At 69.2% G+C, this 16,646-nt stretch carries 18 protein-coding genes; 12 read left to right on the forward strand and 6 right to left on the reverse strand.

Annotated elements, in window-relative coordinates; all coding sequences use genetic code 11:
• Positions 1-87: 87 nt before the first annotated feature.
• Entirely contained in the window at positions 88-444 is a 357-nt protein-coding gene (locus ACWDS7_RS23405) for a nucleotide pyrophosphohydrolase (RefSeq protein ID WP_451931000.1), read from the reverse strand.
• Between the two features lie 365 nt (positions 445-809).
• Between ACWDS7_RS23405 and ACWDS7_RS23410 the strand changes: the two genes are divergently transcribed.
• The 5 genes from ACWDS7_RS23410 to ACWDS7_RS23430 all read left to right on the forward strand — a co-directional run bounded on the left by ACWDS7_RS23410 (position 810) and on the right by ACWDS7_RS23430 (position 4,327).
• Entirely contained in the window at positions 810-1,454 is a 645-nt protein-coding gene (locus ACWDS7_RS23410; protein ID WP_451931001.1) for a hypothetical protein, read from the forward strand.
• A 96-nt stretch (positions 1,455-1,550) separates the two neighbouring features.
• Positions 1,551-1,823 carry a hypothetical protein gene (locus ACWDS7_RS23415; RefSeq protein WP_451931002.1) on the forward strand — a complete coding sequence of 91 codons (273 nt, stop codon included), beginning with the start codon at positions 1,551-1,553 and terminating at the stop codon, positions 1,821-1,823.
• Between the two features lie 234 nt (positions 1,824-2,057).
• The gene (locus ACWDS7_RS23420; RefSeq protein ID WP_451931017.1) at positions 2,058-2,711 is read left to right on the forward strand and encodes a DUF433 domain-containing protein; all 654 of its coding nucleotides are present in this window, start codon (positions 2,058-2,060) and stop codon (positions 2,709-2,711) included.
• Positions 2,692-3,141, forward strand: a complete 450-nt coding sequence (locus tag ACWDS7_RS23425; protein WP_451931003.1) for a PIN-like domain-containing protein — start codon at positions 2,692-2,694, stop codon at positions 3,139-3,141. The genes ACWDS7_RS23420 and ACWDS7_RS23425 overlap by 20 nt, the downstream gene beginning before the upstream one ends.
• Before the next feature lie 154 nt (positions 3,142-3,295).
• On the forward strand, positions 3,296-4,327 hold the full coding sequence (locus ACWDS7_RS23430) for an endonuclease/exonuclease/phosphatase family protein (RefSeq protein WP_451931004.1): 1,032 nt from the start codon (positions 3,296-3,298) through the stop codon (positions 4,325-4,327).
• An 80-nt stretch (positions 4,328-4,407) separates the two neighbouring features.
• On the opposite strand, the gene ACWDS7_RS23435 is transcribed toward ACWDS7_RS23430, so the two are convergent.
• Entirely contained in the window at positions 4,408-4,698 is a 291-nt protein-coding gene (locus tag ACWDS7_RS23435) for a hypothetical protein (RefSeq protein ID WP_451931005.1), read from the reverse strand.
• A gap of 122 nt (positions 4,699-4,820) precedes the next feature.
• On the opposite strand from ACWDS7_RS23435, the gene ACWDS7_RS23440 reads away from it, so the two are divergent.
• The gene (locus ACWDS7_RS23440) at positions 4,821-5,231 is read left to right on the forward strand and encodes a hypothetical protein (RefSeq protein ID WP_451931006.1); all 411 of its coding nucleotides are present in this window, start codon (positions 4,821-4,823) and stop codon (positions 5,229-5,231) included.
• Position 5,232: 1 nt separating this feature from the next.
• Here the strand turns inward: ACWDS7_RS23440 and ACWDS7_RS23445 are convergent, their stop codons facing one another.
• The 3 genes from ACWDS7_RS23445 to ACWDS7_RS23455 all read right to left on the reverse strand — a co-directional run bounded on the left by ACWDS7_RS23445 (position 5,233) and on the right by ACWDS7_RS23455 (position 8,603).
• Positions 5,233-7,194, reverse strand: a complete 1,962-nt coding sequence (locus ACWDS7_RS23445; protein ID WP_451931007.1) for a DUF6571 family protein — start codon at positions 7,192-7,194, stop codon at positions 5,233-5,235.
• 128 nt (positions 7,195-7,322) lie between these two features.
• A complete protein-coding gene (locus ACWDS7_RS23450) occupies positions 7,323-7,724 on the reverse strand; it encodes a DUF1761 domain-containing protein (protein WP_451931008.1) in 402 nt (133 codons plus the stop codon).
• A 192-nt stretch (positions 7,725-7,916) separates the two neighbouring features.
• A complete protein-coding gene (locus tag ACWDS7_RS23455) occupies positions 7,917-8,603 on the reverse strand; it encodes a hypothetical protein (protein ID WP_451931009.1) in 687 nt (228 codons plus the stop codon).
• Positions 8,604-8,930: 327 nt separating this feature from the next.
• Here ACWDS7_RS23455 and ACWDS7_RS23460 point away from each other — a divergent pair, with 327 nt between their 5' ends.
• The 3 genes from ACWDS7_RS23460 (at position 8,931) to ACWDS7_RS23470 (ending at position 12,865) form a co-directional block, all read left to right on the forward strand.
• A complete protein-coding gene (locus ACWDS7_RS23460) occupies positions 8,931-9,323 on the forward strand; it encodes a hypothetical protein (RefSeq protein WP_451931010.1) in 393 nt (130 codons plus the stop codon).
• Between the two features lies 1 nt (position 9,324).
• Positions 9,325-11,793: a DUF4132 domain-containing protein gene (locus ACWDS7_RS23465; RefSeq protein ID WP_451931011.1), complete on the forward strand. Its 2,469-nt coding sequence runs from the start codon at positions 9,325-9,327 to the stop codon at positions 11,791-11,793.
• 178 nt (positions 11,794-11,971) lie between these two features.
• Positions 11,972-12,865, forward strand: a complete 894-nt coding sequence (locus ACWDS7_RS23470) for a phosphorothioated DNA-binding restriction endonuclease (protein WP_451931012.1) — start codon at positions 11,972-11,974, stop codon at positions 12,863-12,865.
• A gap of 177 nt (positions 12,866-13,042) precedes the next feature.
• On the opposite strand, the gene ACWDS7_RS23475 is transcribed toward ACWDS7_RS23470, so the two are convergent.
• Positions 13,043-14,323 (reverse strand): ADP-ribosylglycohydrolase family protein, encoded by a 1,281-nt coding sequence (locus ACWDS7_RS23475; protein ID WP_451931013.1) that lies wholly within the window; start codon positions 14,321-14,323, stop codon positions 13,043-13,045.
• 322 nt (positions 14,324-14,645) lie between these two features.
• Here ACWDS7_RS23475 and ACWDS7_RS23480 point away from each other — a divergent pair, with 322 nt between their 5' ends.
• From ACWDS7_RS23480 to ACWDS7_RS23490, 3 genes are all read left to right on the forward strand, one after another.
• Positions 14,646-15,155: a cupin domain-containing protein gene (locus ACWDS7_RS23480; protein ID WP_451931014.1), complete on the forward strand. Its 510-nt coding sequence runs from the start codon at positions 14,646-14,648 to the stop codon at positions 15,153-15,155.
• A 193-nt stretch (positions 15,156-15,348) separates the two neighbouring features.
• Positions 15,349-16,029: a DUF998 domain-containing protein gene (locus ACWDS7_RS23485; RefSeq protein WP_451931015.1), complete on the forward strand. Its 681-nt coding sequence runs from the start codon at positions 15,349-15,351 to the stop codon at positions 16,027-16,029.
• 81 nt (positions 16,030-16,110) lie between these two features.
• On the forward strand, positions 16,111-16,482 hold the full coding sequence (locus ACWDS7_RS23490) for a DUF1801 domain-containing protein (RefSeq protein ID WP_451931016.1): 372 nt from the start codon (positions 16,111-16,113) through the stop codon (positions 16,480-16,482).
• The last annotated feature ends 164 nt before the right edge of the window (positions 16,483-16,646 follow it).

The raw sequence follows: 16,646 nt of genomic DNA on the forward strand, positions 1-16,646 counted from the left end.
GGGGGCGTATCCGTGATCAGCCGATCAGCGGAAGCCCGTCGGGCCGCATCATTACGCCAGGCACATTACAGCGATCACCCGGAAAAATCAGACGAGTGGTGGTGCCTTTCTGGCAGACCCCCGGTAGGTCTCAACGGCATAGCGTTTGTCGCTCTGGTCGAGCTTGGCGTGAGCCGCGTCGATGAGGTCGATCCCCAATACGTCGGCGAGCCGGGACAGATAGATCATGACATCGGCGACCTCGGACCGGAGACGCGTGGCCGACTCCGGGTCGTCCATGACGTTGGAGGACTCTTCGGGCGTCAGCCACTGGAGCTCCGCCAGCAGCTCGCCTACCTCTCCTGCCAGCGCCATCGCGAGATTCTTCGGCGTGTGGAACTGCTCCCAGTCCCTCGCCTGCGCGAACTGCCGCAGCCTGTCGGCCAGCTCTTCAAGATCCCTCATGCAAGCACGCTACAAGGGGAATCAAATGCCGATAGAACGCTGCCCTACCACCTCTCCGTCCAACTGCGACGATGAAAGGCGAATGGGATCACATGTTCTCGTCAGCACCGGACAAGAGGTTGCTGCCGTCTGCCGTCGGACCAGGCCGGGCGGAGGCCGGGGAGGGGCGGGAAGGGGACGCGGTTGCCCGGCCTGACGGCCACTGGAGGCGATGCTCACCGATCGCCTGACAATGTCATAGCTGACTGTGATTATGGCTTCACACAGTGGCGTCGCTCTGTTTACGGCAGGCCACGGATGATCACGTCTGGAAACGACTGACGAGGAGTACGGTGGCATTGGGACAGATCAGGGGAGGAGCCGTGATGAGCAGACCTCTCGAATCGCCCAATCCCCTGGCCGGCGCCGTGCTCGCGGTGCTGAAGGCGGCCCGCGAGCTGCACGCCGAGATCACCAAGGCGAAGCTGGCGAAGCTCCTCTATCTCGCCGACCTGGACGCCATCGAGTCGGGGCGCACCCAGTTCAGCGGGGCTACCTGGCGATGGGACGATCGCGGTCCCTACGATCACGCGCTCATCCGCGCCGAGGACTGGGTGGTGGAGAGCGAGCTGGTGGAGCGGCGCGACACGCGAAGCGCGGAGGACAGCTCGCATGCGCTCTCCCTGACCGTTGACATCGAGGATTCGCTCGACCCGGTCTACATGGAGTGTGTGCGGAACGTGGTCCGCCTGCACGGAGGCAAGAACGCGATCGATCTGAAAGACCTCTCCTACGAGACCGCCCCGATGGTCGAGGCGTGGGCGGGCGGTGAGCGGGGAGCACTGCTCGATCTCAACCGAGCGCGGCGCCATAAGCAGGCGAGGGTCCTTCGTGAACGGTTCCGATCGCGGCGCGGGGTCCGGCCTCCGCAGGAGGACGACCCGGGGGTCGGCGACGCGCTCAGAGCGGAGTTCCTGGAGACGAGAGACGGTCTGAGGCGGGCCAACGCGAAGATAATGGATGATCAGTGAAGGGATCCATCCGCAAGGGTGACGTCCACCTGGTGTCCGACCTGTCCCTCACGATGCCCCCCCGACGACCAGTGCAACTTCCATCCGAAACGGCCAGTGATCGTTCTCAGCGGTGACGCGAAGAACGAGCAGGCCGCCTGGCCCCTGGTGTACGTCGTCCCCACGTCGACGGCCACCACGCTCAGGACCGAATACTGCGTCAAGCTCGCCCAGGGACTCGGCAACCTCCCGAGCAAATGCTGGGTGCGGACAGTATGCGCCCAGCCCTTCCTCAAGGAGGAGCTCGGCGACTACCTGGGGCGGTTACCGGCCCAGGTCGTCTTGCTGATCGAGGAAAACCTGTTCGCCTACATGGGGCTCACCGACTGAGGGTGTGACCGCCATGCCCAAGGGATCGATTGTGACGTCGACCCCGGCCGGATTCTGACCTGATGGGGATCAACGCCGGGTGGCGGAGGGTGGAACCTTCGCCGGGACGGACCGGAGCTCCTCGGTGTCCGAAACGATGGAGAACGAGATCGCGTAGCGCCTGACCAGCTCAGAGAGATTTGCGATGATGGCCGGGCAGGGATGCGGATCACAGAGGATGGGAGGGGTGAGGTGATGGCTTATGACCCGAAACTGGCTGCGGCGCTCTCGGGCGCCACACTGCGCCAGCTCGCACACTGGCGCAAGGCCGGCGTGAGTCGTGGCGCGGTGTTGATACCGGAGATCTCCAGCACGCGCCCCGTCCTCTACTCCTTCCGCGACGTGGTGGCGCTGCGGACCTGCGTCAAGCTGCGTAACGACGCCTCACTGCAGAAGATCAGACAGGCACTCGACACTCTCCGTGATGATCTGAAGGAAAGCGGCCATCTGTCGTCCTACACACTGGTCGCCGACGGCAGCAGCATCTACCTGGCAGCGCCTGATCAGGCGGTCGACCTGGTGCGGAAGAAGGCCAACGTGGTCATCCATGAGCTGATCGACGTCCTGCAGCCGTTCTATCGTGACGGCAGGCACATCCCGGCGTTGCTGCAACCCCGCGCTCACGTGACGGTGGACCCGGCGGTCCGCGGCGGGGTTCCCGTGATCGAGGGCGCCCGCGTCCCCTATGACGAGGTAGCCGCACTGCTCCGGGACGGGATTCCGGCGGAACGGATCTCCGACTACTACCCGAGCGTCACCGCTACGGCGGCCCTGGATGCCGCCGATTTCGCCGACTACGTCAACAGTTACGATCCCCCCAAGGCGCGGCGTGAGGTTGCTGCTGGATGAGAACGTCTCCAGACCGCTCCACCAGGCCGTCACGGCTTTTGTCCTGGGGCATGAGATCGTGCATCTACTCGATCTCGATCGCTGGTCCGGAACCCGGGATGAACACCTCTACCCCCGTGCGGTGGCCGAGGGATTTCACGTCATCCTGACCAACGACGCCCGGCAGATGCAGCGTCCCAGGGAGGTCGAGGCGATCGCCGCTTCCGGGCTGCATCGGATCGAATACCCGCACAAGCATCCCGGCCTGGTCGGGATTGGTCTTGCGATCGCCACGGTCGCCGCTGGGTTGCCCGCCGCTCTGGATCTTCTTGCTGAGACGGATGGGCAACGCCTGGTGGCCTTGCGCGGCATCGACCCGACCCCGGCCAACCGCCTGTGCGTCGTCGACCCGGCCGTTGCTCCGCCCAAATACCGGCCGGACCTGAACTAATCCTTCTGCTCGCTTGGACGTCGGCTCTGCCTCGATGGCTTTCGGGAGGTGTGCTGCGTCGTTCATGCCGTGGCTATACGGCTTCCGCCCCGAACGGCGCCGTGGGCTGTCCGATCGGCCGCCGCGGCCGTCATTCGTACAGCAAGCTTGGATCATGCATGACGAGGAGATCACCAGGGTGACGACGGCCTTGCCGGCGAGTGCCGATCCGGCCGTCGCCCCGCAGGGCCGGAGGCGGCGCTGGGTGAGCGTGCTCGCCTGGCTGGTGGTGTCGCCGTTCGCGGTGTGGGCGGGGCTCCGGCTGATCCCTGCCGACGTGCACTTCCGATGGGTGCAGCTCGTGGCGTTCACGCCCTATGTGGCCCTCGCCTCGGCGGTCGCCCCGCTCGTCGCGCTGGTGTCGAGGCGGTGGGCCGCGCTGGCCGTGAGCCTGGTGGTGACCGCGACGCTGGCGGCATGCGTCGTCCCGCGTGCGCTGCCGGACGGTGGCCGGACGCCCTCGGGCCCGGCGTTACGGATCCTCTCCTCCAACCTGGAGGTCGGGGCGGTCCCTCCGTCGGTCCTTGTCGATCTCGTGCGGAGGCTCCGCCCCGATGTCCTCGCCCTCCAGGAGCTGACGCCATCGGCCGCGGAGGGGCTCCAGAAGGCGGGGCTGGCGACGCTCCTGCCGTACAAGGCGGAACTGGCGCTGGAGGGGCCACGTGGGTCAGGCGTCTACGCCCGGTACGCGATCACGCCGGGGCGGGCCATCGAGTACGGCTTCGGCCAGATGGTGGCCACTGTGGAGGTGCCGGGGGCGGGACCCGTCGGCATCGTGTCCGTGTATCCCTGCGCTCCGAGTGATGAGACGGGGTTCCCGTGCTGGGCGGACGGCCTGGCGGCGCTGCCCCGCCCTGGCGGTGCCGTACAGGTGCTGGCGGGGGACTTCAACGCCACACTTGACCACGCCCGGATCCGCGACCTGCTGGACGCGGGCTACCAGGACGCCGCCGACGCGACGGGCGACGGCCTCACAACCACGTGGCCGTTCCGGTCGCGGCAGTTCAACGGCTTCGACATCCCCACCGTGACGATCGACCACATTCTGGCCGACCGGCGCGTGGGCGTCCGCTCATTCGACGTGCACCGGCTTCCGGAGACCGACCACCGGGCCGTCTCCGCTGAACTGGTCCTCCCACGTCGCTGACCCTCTCCCACCGGTCCACTCGCCAGGCTCGTTGATCCATAGCCGGCCCTCGAATGCCATGTCCGCCCTTTTCTGATGCGTCAGTGCCGTGCGGCGGAGGGCGGGACCTTCGCGGGGACTGATCGGAGCTCGTCTTCGAGGGCGTCGATGAGGTTTCTGGCCGCCTGGCGCAGCCGTACGCGGCGGGCGCTGAGGTCTTCGGCGAACCGCCGGGCGGTCGGGCCCACCCAGACGGGCTGGCCGGTGAACTGGCCGTGGGCGGGGTCGAGCGCCGCCTCCAGGATGGCGACCCGCGCCCTGACCTCCGCCAATGTCTGTTCCAGCACCTGCCGCCGCGGGTTGGGCACCAGGTCCTCCGGACGAGGATTCATATATCTCCTCTGCGGATGCCGATACAACGGCGGTTTCATTGGACATTATTGGATCTACGGCACACCGGCCAGCCCTGGAGGAATTCATGGCATGTTCTGTACGGCGCGGCGTCATGGTGTGCGTGGTTGTGTTGCTGGCGGTGGTGTCCGGATGCGGTGACGGTGGCCCTACGGCGGCGGAGGCGGGTGAAACGCTCAAGGCGCACATCACTGAGTTGATGAAAGAGCGCCATGCTTTGGATGTCCAAATCACCGATTCTGGTGGACGTGATATTCCCTGTGGCGAAGGCAAGGCCAAGCGGACCTTTGCGGCCACTGCTATGGATGGGGCGGAGCAACGGGGGGCGGACAGTCTCAATACCCTTCTGCTGGGCTCGCTTTCCAGGGTAGCTCCCTACCGCATTGTTGAGGATCGTGGTGACGCTCCTATCAAGCTTGCCAACGACGAGTACAAGACAAAGATGATTTTGGAGTCGCCAGGCAAGGGAAAGTACACCGTCAGAGGCGAGACCGAGTGTCTACCGACCTCGTGAGTTAACTGTCGAAGGCCAGGCTGCGCTGTCGGCCTCGCTTGTTGCCGCCCTCGAACCAGTTTGCTGTGTCGTCAGACAACTTCCCTACGGACAGATCTTCCTTGCTGCCCATCCCGTTGGCCGCCGCCCATCTCTCGAATGCCTCCAGCCCTTTGTTCCCCTGTTTGATCAATTCGGAGAAGGGTTTGAGATTGCCGTGCGCGTCGGCGATGGCTACGCCGGGTGGGCAGGCGGCCTGGAACTCGGCGGGTGTCACCTTCGGGGCGAAACCGTTGGCCATGAGCATCTGCGCGTAGGTGTGTTGGCGGCCGAGGGTTTCGATGCCGTCCTTCTTGTCGGCCCGGTCCACCCGGGTCTCGTCGTCTCCACCGAAGGCGCCCTCAGCGGAGAGGGAGGTGCTCAGCGCCAGCCAGCCGAGGGTCATGCTCAGGGGTTGCCCCGAGATCGTGCTCGTCATCCCGATGGCCGTGTCGCGGATGAACCCCACCACGTCGTCTCGCTGTTTGTCGAGCATGTCCAGGTTGCCCTGGATCTTCTCGATGGCGGCCAGCTCGAAGCCGCGCACGTTGCCCAGAGCGGTGAACACCTGGTCCAGGCGTTCGACGTCGCCGGTCCGCCTGGTCGTCGCCGACGCGTCGGCGATCAGTTTCTGGGAGAACCGCCCCATCCCCTCGTCGAACGGGGCGAGGTTCTCGGCCGAGTCGGCGAAGAGTTTGAGGAAGCGGTAGGTGTCCTTCGGGCTCAGGGTGAATGCGGACCTCATGCCGAACGCCGAGGTGGAGGACTTCAACGCGCTGTCCTCGGTCATGTTCGCGTCGCCGATGTTGGCGCCCTCGGTGATCTCGGTGGTGTAGGCGCCGGCGATCTCGGCCAGGTGGACGCGGACTTCCTCGCCGATTTTGAGATCGTCGAACGTCGTCATCACGGTGAAGGCGAAGGCGGCCGACTCCTTGCTGTGCTTGCCGTCCTCCTCGTCGTAGGCGCCGGAGGCCGCGGCCAGCATGCGCCCGAAGGCGTCTTTCTTGTCGTCCCCGCTGAGGTACTTGCCGCCGGCGTAATCGTTGAACTTCTTCAGGAACTCCTTCAGCTTCGACTGGTCCTTGGCGTACGGCCCGGTCACCGCCGCGATCGCCTGCCGCGCGGCGGCCGGGTTGTTGCCCAGCGCGTAGAGGAAACCCGAGCCGATCTTCCGGGGGTCGGCGAGCCCCTGCTTCAGCACCACGTCCGTCAGCCATTCGGCGGGGAACTTCCCCCCGCTCAGCAGGAGAGCCGCCTTGGGGCCCGCGTTCCGTATCGCGTCCTTGACTTTGGCGAAGCCCGGGACGCGTGATCCCGCGGTGACCGCGGTGCCGAAAGCCTGGCTCACCATGCGGAGCACCTCGTCGTCGGGATTGGGAGTGGCGGCGAGCGGTCGGGGGTGTGAGGAGTCCAGGTTCTTCCGCAGCAGCGCGGGGAGCCCGATGGTGCCTTCCGTGCCGAGGGCGGCGAAGAAGGCGGCGGTGAAGTCGGCGTCGTTCTTGTGGGCGGCCAGTTCCTTGACGATCTGCCCGTACTCGTCGGAGGAGGGGCGTCCGAGCCAGGGCACCTCCACCGGTTCGATGTCCAGGAAACGCCTGCCCAAGGCCGTGCCCTGCCGCTGGGCCTCCGCGGGGGAGAGATGTCTCCCCTCGCTGTAGCCGACCATCCCGGAGCCGGGCAGCCACGGCGCCAGGTCGTCGCCCACCCGGATGGTCTCATTGCGTTTGCGCAGTCCTGGCAGCTCGTCGTCGATCCAGCCCTCGATCTCCTTGATCGGTTGCAGGGCCGCCGCCGACAGCTGCGCCGTGGCGAGCAACTGCCGGATCCGCTCGGACTGCTCGCCGATCACGTCGCGGCCGCGTTCCAGCGCGGTGACGAAGCCCTGCATCAGGTCGGGGTCGATCCCGGTGAAGTCCGGCGACAAAGGCCCCGTCCCCGATGCCATCGACTCCACCATTCCCCTCGTCCTATTTTTAGTTATTTCACTCTAGCTACCTAATGAGCGTATTAAGGAGGGAATAATGCGTATCAATCCGGCATTGCGGGATTGGTTTCCGGCCTCGACGGCTGCTCTCAGTGCCAGACGCTGACCATGACGGTGATGACGAGTAGTTTGACCAGCCAGTCGCCCGCATGGACGGCGGCGAGTTTCCAGGGGGCGTTGTCCCAGATGACCGAGCCGGTGAGGAGCACGAAGGGGAACCCGATCCACGCGGCCGATCCGAGCAGTGCCGCGCCCGTCCAGTCCGTGATCCCCATGCGTGCGGCGAGTCCCGCGAGGACGGAGGCGACGACGAGGCTCCGGAACAGTTCGACGAGCACCTTCCACGCCGGTGGCCTGCCACCGGCTGAGGCGCCTGCGTCCGCGCCGCCGAGCAACTCCGCCCGCTGCTTGCCGAACGCGGCGTACCACACCGAGCTGATCACGAACGAAGCCACAGCGGCCGCGACGATGGCCAGGTAGTTCACTTCCACAGGGTTCTCCTCATGTCATGCGCGACTGTCGGCGCTGGTCATCGGGTCCGTATCCCGCAGGATCGGCAGGACTGATCCCCGCAGGATCGGCAGGACTGCCGGGGCCGGCAGGACCGATCGCGGTCTGCCGGGAGGGCGGCGTTGCCCGGGGGCGCCGGTGATCGGGTGCACCGGTACGGGGCCGCCGGTGCGTCAGGGTTCGAGCAGCGTCTTGAGCGCGGCCAGGCGCTCACGCCAGAAGACCTTCATCCGCGCGGCGGTCTCGGCGTCGGCCAGCTTCTCGTGGATGAGCGCCACCTGGGCCTTCGCGTCGCCCTTGGCGACGAAGCCGACGGCGATCCGCGTCGACCCGTCCTGCCAGTCGGCCCGGAACGACTTGGGCGCGGTGGCCGTACGGACCCTGAGCTCGCCGGGTAGCCAGCGCTCGCGCTCCGCGGCGTCGGCGAACGCCTCGTACAGGCGGTCCACCGGGACGGCGATGGTCTTGCTGCCGGTCGCTGAGTAGTAGCCGGCGCTGTTCTGGCCGGGAGCGCGCATTCCGCGCTCCTGCTCGTACACCACCGTGATGTTCTGCGCCGACCAGTTGTCGACCTGGTGCTCCTGCACGAGCCAGCGTGCGATCTCGGTGTGCGTGCGTCCGGTCGCGCCCCAGGTGTCGAGCAGCGTGAACCATCCGTCCCAGCCTCGGCCGGTGCGCTCGCGCACGGTCAGATCGGAGACCTTGCTGGTCCCGATCGCTCCGGCGGGCCGACCGGTGGGCGGCGAGACCTGAGGGTGACCGGCCTTCTCAAGGATCCGGCGGAGAGCGGTGGTGTAGCTCTCGCCCGTCTTGTCCATACGGGCCCGTACGCGGGACTTGAGCGACTTCCGACTCGTCATCACATGCAACCCATCACGGCATGGCCGCAGGACCCACGCTCCCGTCGACCCCGCCGGAAAGGTCGTGTGTGACGGCATCCCGAGAACTCGAGGTCCCCTTTGCCCCCGTCGACGCCGGTGGCGTGAGCACCGGAAATGGGGGTTAGGCGCAGGATGGCGCCGTGAGTAACGATATATACCGTCGATGGGCGGTGCAAGCACCACGCCCGCGGAGTTTGAAGGGGCGGGGCCCGCTCGGAAGGGCCGGGATGACGGTGCCGGTTTCTGTCGGATTCGGGTGGTACTGATGATCATCCCAGTGATTCCGACGATCTGTGGAGCTGTGCGATGGCAACGGTCACCTTCCGGGACGAGACCGCGACGGGGAAGCCGATAGCGGAGTCCGTCCTCCCCGACCTGCCCGAGAGCATCTCGGCGCGGGAGCTCGTCCGGCTCCGCGTCCGCGAGGAGGTCGCCCGCTACAACGCCGCCCCCTCTCCCCGGTTCAACGGCCTGGTCCGTCCGGTGGACGCCGAGGTGGAGCTGAACGGCTACCGGATGGGCACGAGACAGCGGATCGACTGGGAACGTCAGGCGGACGCCGCCGAGCGGGCGTTCCAGCGCAACGGGTTCCTGCTGCTCGTCGGGGAGCGTCAGATCGACGACCTGTCCGAGGTGATCGACCTGACCGTCGACCCGGTCGTGTCGTTCGTCAAGCTCGTCCCGCTGGTCGGAGGCTGACATGACCGAGCTCGACGACTTCACCCGCTCCTACGGCTACCTGATCGGGTACGTGGAGGAGACGACCAGGGAGCTGTACTGTCGCTTCGACGCGCTCTTCGAGCGGGGGCTGTCGCCCGGGCCGGACGTCGACTGGCGGGAGTACGGGCGCTGGGCGCAGCTGAAGCTGGGCCTGGGACGGGAGGGCGGACATGATCACGACGAGCGCGTCCTCCGGCTGATCCGTTCGGTGGCCGAGCGTGACATCCCCTGGACGCTCGGGGACGCGCGGATCCTCGTGTACAGCGCCCAGACGCTGGTCTACTGGGGCCACACCCGCTACGAGGAGATCTTCCGGCTCCCGCTCGCCGTGGCGCGGCGGTTCGGCTTCCAGGAACGCCGCGTGATCTTCGAAAGCATCGGGGCGCAGCGCTGGCTCCCGGAACACCGGCTCCCGGTACGGGAGGCACTGGCCGAGCAGCTCGACGAGCTGCTGATCGAACCCGCCGAGAACGGCCCGGCCGGCGTGGTGCGGAACGTGATCTGGGAATGCGACGACGTCGCCCGCACGCTGGCCGAGGAGTACGGCGCGCGCCTGGCCGACCCCGCGGTCCTGCCCCTGCTGCACCACTGGAACACCGCCCGGTCCTCCAGACCCAGCGGGAAATGGCTCAGGACCGCCAGGACGCTGCTCACGCCCGACGCGGCCGGCCTGGTCCGCGAGATCCTCGCCCGGGTGGCGGCCCACCGGGAGAAGGCGATCGACCACCGGGCCGACAGCGGCTACGAGTGGAGGGAGACCGTCTTCCTGCACGAGCGCACCACCGTGCCGGTGCGCGGCATGGTGTGGACGTGCGAGCTGATCGACGAGCCGTGGGTGAGCCAGCTCCTCGGCGACCTCGCCCTGACCTGCGGGACGGGGATCGGCGGGTCGGGCGCCAACTGCCGCAGCGAGCTGCTCGCCAACGCCGCCGTCGGCGTCCTGTCCCGTCGTGGCGGGCTCGACACCGTCGCCTCCCTGGCCAGGGTCCAGACCAAGGTCCGCAGGAAGTCAGTGCTGGCCAACGTGGCGCGCACGCTGGACGCGGTGGCCGTCCAGGCGGGACTGAGCCGCGAGCAGCTGCTGGACCGCACCGTGCCGGCCTTCGGGCTCGGCCCGGACGGGGTGCGGGAGGAGAGGATCGGCGACTGTCTCGTACGGCTCTGCGCCGACGGCCCGGCGCTCCGCTACGTCAACCCCGCGGGCAAGACCGTCAAGTCGGTGCCGCAGGCCATCCGCCGGGACCCCGCGCTGGCCGAGCTCAAGTCCACGTTGAAGGAGCTCAAGCAGACGCTGCCGGCCGAGCGGTTCCGGCTGGAGCGGGCACTGATCGAGGAACGGGTCTGGCCGTGGCGCCAGGTGACGGAGTTCTTCCTCGACCACCCGGTCACCGGCCTGTACGCCCGGAACCTGATCTGGCAGGTCCTTCAGGGGCCGGCCGGACTGCCGGTCAGGACCGCCGGCGGCTGGGAGCTCACCGATCCGCGGGGCCGTGGGATCCAGCCGGACCCCGACACCCCGGTCCGGCTGTGGCATCCGATCCGCGAGACGGCCGAGGACGTGCTGGCCTGGCGCGATCACCTCCTGGAGCACGGCGTGCGTCAGCCGTACAAGCAGGGCTTCCGGGAGGTCTACCTGCTGACCCCGGCCGAGGAGCGGACCCGCACCTTCTCCAACCGGTTCGCCGGGCATGTGCTCCGGTACGGCCAGGCCAAGGCGCTGCTGAACCAGCGCGGCTGGAGCGGGCTGGCCATCGGCCACTGGGACTACGAGTGCGGTGGCGACCAGGGCGAGGCCGTCAAGGAGCTGTCCGGCTGGCGGGCCCGCTGGGGCATGCACGTCACCGGCGACGCGGCGGCCGACGGGTGGGGCACCGCCTCCTTCTGTGCCAGCGAGCAGATCCACTTCTACCGGGACGGTCAGGATGCCGCCGGCTACCACGACACGGCCGGTAACCTCGCCGCCCGCGAGGGCGCTCCGCTGTCAGAGGTGCCGCCGCTGGTGCTGTCGGAGGTGCTCCGCGACGCCGACCTGGCCGTGGGGGTCGCCTCGGTCGGCCTCGACCGGCAGGTGACGGGCGGTCATGAGGACTACTGGCACTCCTACGGCTTCGGCGAACTGACCGAGACCGCCCGGACCCGGCGCGACGTGCTCACCCGGCTCCTGCCCCGGTTGAGGATCGCCGACCGGGTGGAGCTGACCGACCGGTTCCTGCGGGTGCGTGGGGACCGGCGGACCTACAAGATCCACTTGGGGTCGGGCAACATCCTGATGGAGCCCAACGACGCCTATCTGTGCATCGTCCCCGGACACGACCGTGGCACCGGGTCCGTCTTCCTGCCCTTCGAGGAGGACGGCGGCATGTTGTCGGTCATCCTGTCCAAGGCGTTCCTGCTCGCCGACGACACGGCCATCACCGATCCGTCGATCACCCGTCAGCTGGACGCCTGAGAGCGCCGCGGCTGCTGATCATGGCGTGTCCGGGCGCGGGGGGACGAGGTCGTCCACCGCGGGGGACCAGGCCGTGACCGCCACAGCCGGCAGCCGTCCGGTGCGCCCGCCGGACCAGGGTGAGGGACCCGGCCGGCACCTGTCGCGGGCTGCCGTGATCACCATAAACTGATCGATCATGGACTGGGTCGAGCGGGTCGCCGGGATCCGGCGCTGGACTCGCGGCGGCGAGCGGGCGCCGCACAAGCCGCTCCTGCTGCTGTACGTCCTGGGCCGTTTCCAGCGGGACGGCAACCTGCCGATCCCCTTCAGCGCCGCCGAGGCGGATCTCAGGCTGCTGCTCAAGGAGTACGGCCCACCACGGGACACCAGCCCCGGCTACCCGTTCCACCACCTGACCAGCGACGGTCTGTGGCTGGTCGACACCGTCACCGGACCCGGCAGCCCCGGCCCGGGACTGGGCCGCCTACGTGACGGCCAGGCCACCGGCCGGCTCCATCCCGACCTCGCCCGCGCCCTCACCGAGGATCCCCGCCTGGCGGCCGGGATGGCCCGCTTCCTGCTGGAGGCGAACTTCCCGTCTTCGCTGCACGCCGACATCTGCCGACTGGTCGGCCTGGACCTGGACAGCTTGGAGACCGTCACCACGGCCGTGCCCGCACCCGCCGCCGCGCGTCGTGACCCCACCTTCCGCGAGAAGGTGCTCATGGCCTACGAGTACGCCTGCGCGTTCTGCGCCTACGACGGCTGGCTGGACGGCACCGCGGTCGGGCTGGACGCCGCCCACGTGCGCTGGTGGGCCTTCGAGGGCCCCGACGACCTGGCCAACGGGCTGTGTCTGTGCGCCATCCACCACAAGCTGTTCGACAAGGGCGTGCTGGGCCTGACAGCAGAGCGCACCATCACCGTCTCGGCCAGGTTCGTCGGCCGGTCGGTCTCGGCACGGGACATGGTGCTGTCTCTGGCCGGACGGCCCGCCCGCGCCCCGCAACCAGGCATGGACGCCGTGGAGTCCGGCCACATCGACTGGCACGGCCGCCAGGTCTTCCGCGCCCCCGCCCGGAGCGCCTGAGCACCGGGCGCGTGGGCAGGAGCCCGGTCGGCTTCACTGTTCACACCGCCGAGGAGCCCGGCACGTCGGCGGAGAACCGGCTCGACCGGATGCGGTACCGCCCCGGACTGATCACCGTGACCGGCCGGATCTCCCTCCATGGCCGCGACCTGCGGAGCTCGCCGGCCGCGGTCGGGGTCAGCCGCCGGGATACTTCTCCAGCCACGCGTCCGTGACCCGGTGCCCCTCGGCGGACCGGGCCACGAAGTCGTCGGCGAGTCCGGCGATGGCCTCGCGGCCTTCCAGATGGGCGAGCCAGTCGGCGGGGAGGGCGGTTTCGCCGTGGAGGGCTCCCAGGAGGTTGCCGCAGACGGCTCCGGTGGAGTCGCTGTCGCCTGAGTGGTTGACCGCGAGCAGCAGCGCCTGCCGGAGGTCGCCGGGCCCGGGGTGCGCCAGGGCGCAGTAGACCGCGATGGCGAGGGCCTCCTCGGCGACCCAGGCTCCGCCGAGCGACTCGACCTTCTCCGGGCTCGGGTCGCCCTCCGCCGCGAGGGCCACCGCGGCGCGCAGCGCCCGGCTGGTCTCCTCGTGGCCGGGGTAGGTCTCCAGCAGGTCCGTCGCCTTCCGTACGGCCTGCGGGAGAGGCTCGTCCTCCATCAGGAAGTGGACGGCGGCGGCGAAGGCACCGGCGGCGAGGTAGCCGGTGGGGTGGCCGTGGGTGATCTGGGCGCACCGGGCCGCCAGTTCGAAGGCGTGCCGGGCGCCGCGCGGACGGAGCCCGAAGGGAGCCGAGCGCATGACCGTCCCGCAGCCCTTGGAGCCGGAGTTGACCGGTCCCGGCTCACCGAGGGGCGCCGGGGCGGCGGCCCGGCCGTGCCGCAGGCCGGACAGGCAGGCGCTGCCCGGGGCCCGCTGGGAGTAGAGCCACCTCTGCTCGCGCAGCCGGCCGGTGCGGAACGCGCCGTCCCTCGGGGAGGCGCCGTTCACCGGGGAGACGTCATCCGTCGGGGAAACGTCGTCCGCCGGGGGATCCGCCGGGGGAGGGGAGGGGTGCTGCTGGGTGTCCAGCCAGCGCAGGTAGGCCCGCCGGACGGCGGCGACCTCCTCCCGGATGGACGGCCCCTCCACGGTGGTTCCGGCTCCGTGGCCCGGCCTGCCTGCGGTGGCCCCACCTCCGCGGGCCGGCCCTTTCATGGTGGTTCCGTCTCCGTGGGCCGGTGCGCCTGCGGCGGTCCCGCCTCCGCGGATCAGCCCCTCCACGGTGAACAGCGTCATCTGCGTGTCGTCGGTGATCAGGCCGATCCTGCCGCGCCAGTCGGCGACGGGCCCGGTCAGGCCCGCGGAGCCGTACTGCCTGCGGATCCGCTGGATCGACTCGAACTCGACCGGGGCTCCCAGCGCGTCGCCGAGGGCGCCGCCCAGCAGGCAGCCCCGCACCCGGCTGTGGTAATCCGGCAGGTCATCGCTGGAACGGTGCACGGTCGCAGTCCTCCGGCTCCCGCCGGGACACGGGCGGGGCGTCTGTCGTCGGTCAGGGGATAACAGGTTGAAAGCGGTCGGAGTAAATCGGCGTATGTGCGGAACTCTACGGCTGGAGTGGCGTTCACGGTGTCGGACTGGCCGACCTGTGAACGGCTGGACCCGCGGCGCTCTGCGGACGGCTGAACCAGCGGCGCTCTGTGAACGGCTGAGTCCGGACGGACCGGTGAACCGTTGAAGTCGCCGCAGCCCGCACATTCCACGCCGGGCGCCGCGTCAGGTGTGCCGCGGGCCGTACTCCGGATGAGTCCAAGGAGCTGAGATGTCCTATCCACCACCCCGCTACTCCGGCGACAAGGGCGAGGTCAGCGCGGTGTTCAGGCCCGCCGGCACCCCGCCCGACCTGGTGTCCGAGCGCATCGTGACGGCCGGACCGGCCGTGAGCGCGGGCACGGCGACCCACTACCTGGCCACCACCGCGTCCACGGGCGGCGAGTTCGGCCTCTACCGGGTGGACATGGGGCCCGAGCCGGGCGGGCCGAGCACCCACTTCCACAGGACGATCTCCGAGTCGTTCTTCATCCTGTCCGGGACGGTGCGGCTGTTCGACGGCGAGCGCTGGACCGACGCGACCGCCGGGGACTTCCTCTACGTCCCGGTGGGCGGGCTGCACGCCTTCCGCAACGAGTCGGGCGAGCCGGCGTCGATGCTGATGCTGTTCGCGCCGGGCGCACCGCGCGAGGGGTATTTCGAGGGGCTCGCCGGGCTGGCGCGGCTCAGCGAGGAGGAGCGGGCCGAGTTCTTCGTCCGGCACGACAGTTACTGGGTCTGAGGGACGGGGACGGCACGGCCCCGGTCATGAGCACGCTCGGCCCCGTCTCCCGTTCTCCTGTCTCCCTTCCGTCGCTCCGCCTGCGTGCTGGACGGCTTATGTGACAGGGAATGGCGGCATTCCCTGTCATATCCCCGGATCGACGTATGGGTGAGAACCGAACAAGACGGACCCGAGAAAGGCACCGGCCACCATGACCGCCATCCAGATCCCCGCCGCCGCCACCCCCGCCACCACCGCGTCGGCCGCCTCGGCCGCCACCCGTTCCCTGCTCACCTGCGCGGCCGTCGCGGCCCCCCTGTGGACTGTCGTCTCCCTGGCCCAGGCCGCCACCCGCGAGGGCTTCGACCTGACCCGCCACCCCCTGAGCGCGCTGAGCAACGGCTCCCTCGGCTGGCTGCAGATCACCAACTTCCTCCTGGCCGGCATCCTCACCGTCGCCGGAGCCGGCGGCCTGCGCCGTGCCCTGCACGCCACCCCCGGCGGCACCTGGGCCCCCCGGCTGGTCCGGATCAACGGCGTCGGCATGATCGCCGCGGGACTCCTCGTCATGGACCCGGCCGACGGCTTCCCCGTCGGCACCCCCTACGGCATGCCCACCACACTCACCTGGCACAGCTACGGCCACATGGCCGCCGGCTCCATCGCCTTCGCCGCCCTCATCGCCGCCTGCTACATCCTGGGCCGCCACTTCAGCCGCGCCGGTGACCGCGGCCACGCCATCGCCTCCCACCTCGCCGGCACCGCCCTCCTCCTCGGCGACGGCTGGGCCATGACCGGCGGCAGGGCCGGCTCCCTGACCCTGGCCGTCGGCGCCATCACCGCGATGCTCTGGATCTCCACCGTCGCCGCCCGCTACCGCCGCGGTCTCTGACCCTCCGCCGGAGAGCCCGCCGGCACCGCGGCACCAGTCGCACCAGCCCCTGAATCCCGCATCGCCAGGAAGGACACCGACATGGCCAGGTTCGCCACCGTGCAGGACTACCTCACCTCCCTCCCCGAGGCCCAGCGCCAGATCACCGACAAGCTCCTGCCGCTCATCGAGGCGGCACTGCCGGGGGCCGGTGCGGTCTGGCAGGGGCACCCGGTGTGGAGCCTCGGCTCGGCCCCGGGAAAGTCCCCGGTCTGCTACGTCAAGGCGTACTCCGCCTACGTGACCTTCGGATTCTGGCGAGGCCAGGAGATCGCCGACCCGTCCGGCCGCCTCGAACCCAATGCGCGGGCGATGGCCGGCGTGAAGCTCCGCACTCCGGCCGACATCGACCCCGACCTGTTCACCGCCTGGCTCCACGAGGCGCGCGACCTGGAGGCGCCGACCGGCGACTGACCTGGCGACTGACCAGGCGGCTGGCTCGGAGACTGACCAGGCGGCTGACTCAGGGACTGATCCGGAGGCGACCAGTGACCGTCCGGGGACGGGGCGGCGGCGGAAGAGCGCCGGACGAACGGGAGGGGGCGTCGATCCGCCTGACCGCCTCGGCGTCCGCCGGT

The sequence above is a fragment of the Streptosporangium sp. NPDC003464 genome, from assembly GCF_053588315.1.

What these genes read in the sequence shown, in the direction of transcription:
- ACWDS7_RS23405 (WP_451931000.1), bottom strand. Translation starts at nt 444, where the DNA reads ATGAGGGATCTTGAAGAGCTGGCCGACAGGCTGCGGCAGTTCGCGCAG.
- ACWDS7_RS23410 (WP_451931001.1), top strand. Translation starts at nt 810, where the DNA reads ATGAGCAGACCTCTCGAATCGCCCAATCCCCTGGCCGGCGCCGTGCTC.
- ACWDS7_RS23420 (WP_451931017.1), top strand. Translation starts at nt 2,058, where the DNA reads ATGGCTTATGACCCGAAACTGGCTGCGGCGCTCTCGGGCGCCACACTG.
- ACWDS7_RS23430 (WP_451931004.1), top strand. Translation starts at nt 3,296, where the DNA reads ATGCATGACGAGGAGATCACCAGGGTGACGACGGCCTTGCCGGCGAGT.
- ACWDS7_RS23435 (WP_451931005.1), bottom strand. Translation starts at nt 4,698, where the DNA reads ATGAATCCTCGTCCGGAGGACCTGGTGCCCAACCCGCGGCGGCAGGTG.
- ACWDS7_RS23445 (WP_451931007.1), bottom strand. Translation starts at nt 7,194, where the DNA reads ATGGCATCGGGGACGGGGCCTTTGTCGCCGGACTTCACCGGGATCGAC.
- ACWDS7_RS23455 (WP_451931009.1), bottom strand. Translation starts at nt 8,603, where the DNA reads ATGACGAGTCGGAAGTCGCTCAAGTCCCGCGTACGGGCCCGTATGGAC.
- ACWDS7_RS23460 (WP_451931010.1), top strand. Translation starts at nt 8,931, where the DNA reads ATGGCAACGGTCACCTTCCGGGACGAGACCGCGACGGGGAAGCCGATA.
- ACWDS7_RS23465 (WP_451931011.1), top strand. Translation starts at nt 9,325, where the DNA reads ATGACCGAGCTCGACGACTTCACCCGCTCCTACGGCTACCTGATCGGG.
- ACWDS7_RS23470 (WP_451931012.1), top strand. Translation starts at nt 11,972, where the DNA reads ATGGACTGGGTCGAGCGGGTCGCCGGGATCCGGCGCTGGACTCGCGGC.
- ACWDS7_RS23480 (WP_451931014.1), top strand. Translation starts at nt 14,646, where the DNA reads ATGTCCTATCCACCACCCCGCTACTCCGGCGACAAGGGCGAGGTCAGC.
- ACWDS7_RS23485 (WP_451931015.1), top strand. Translation starts at nt 15,349, where the DNA reads ATGACCGCCATCCAGATCCCCGCCGCCGCCACCCCCGCCACCACCGCG.
- ACWDS7_RS23490 (WP_451931016.1), top strand. Translation starts at nt 16,111, where the DNA reads ATGGCCAGGTTCGCCACCGTGCAGGACTACCTCACCTCCCTCCCCGAG.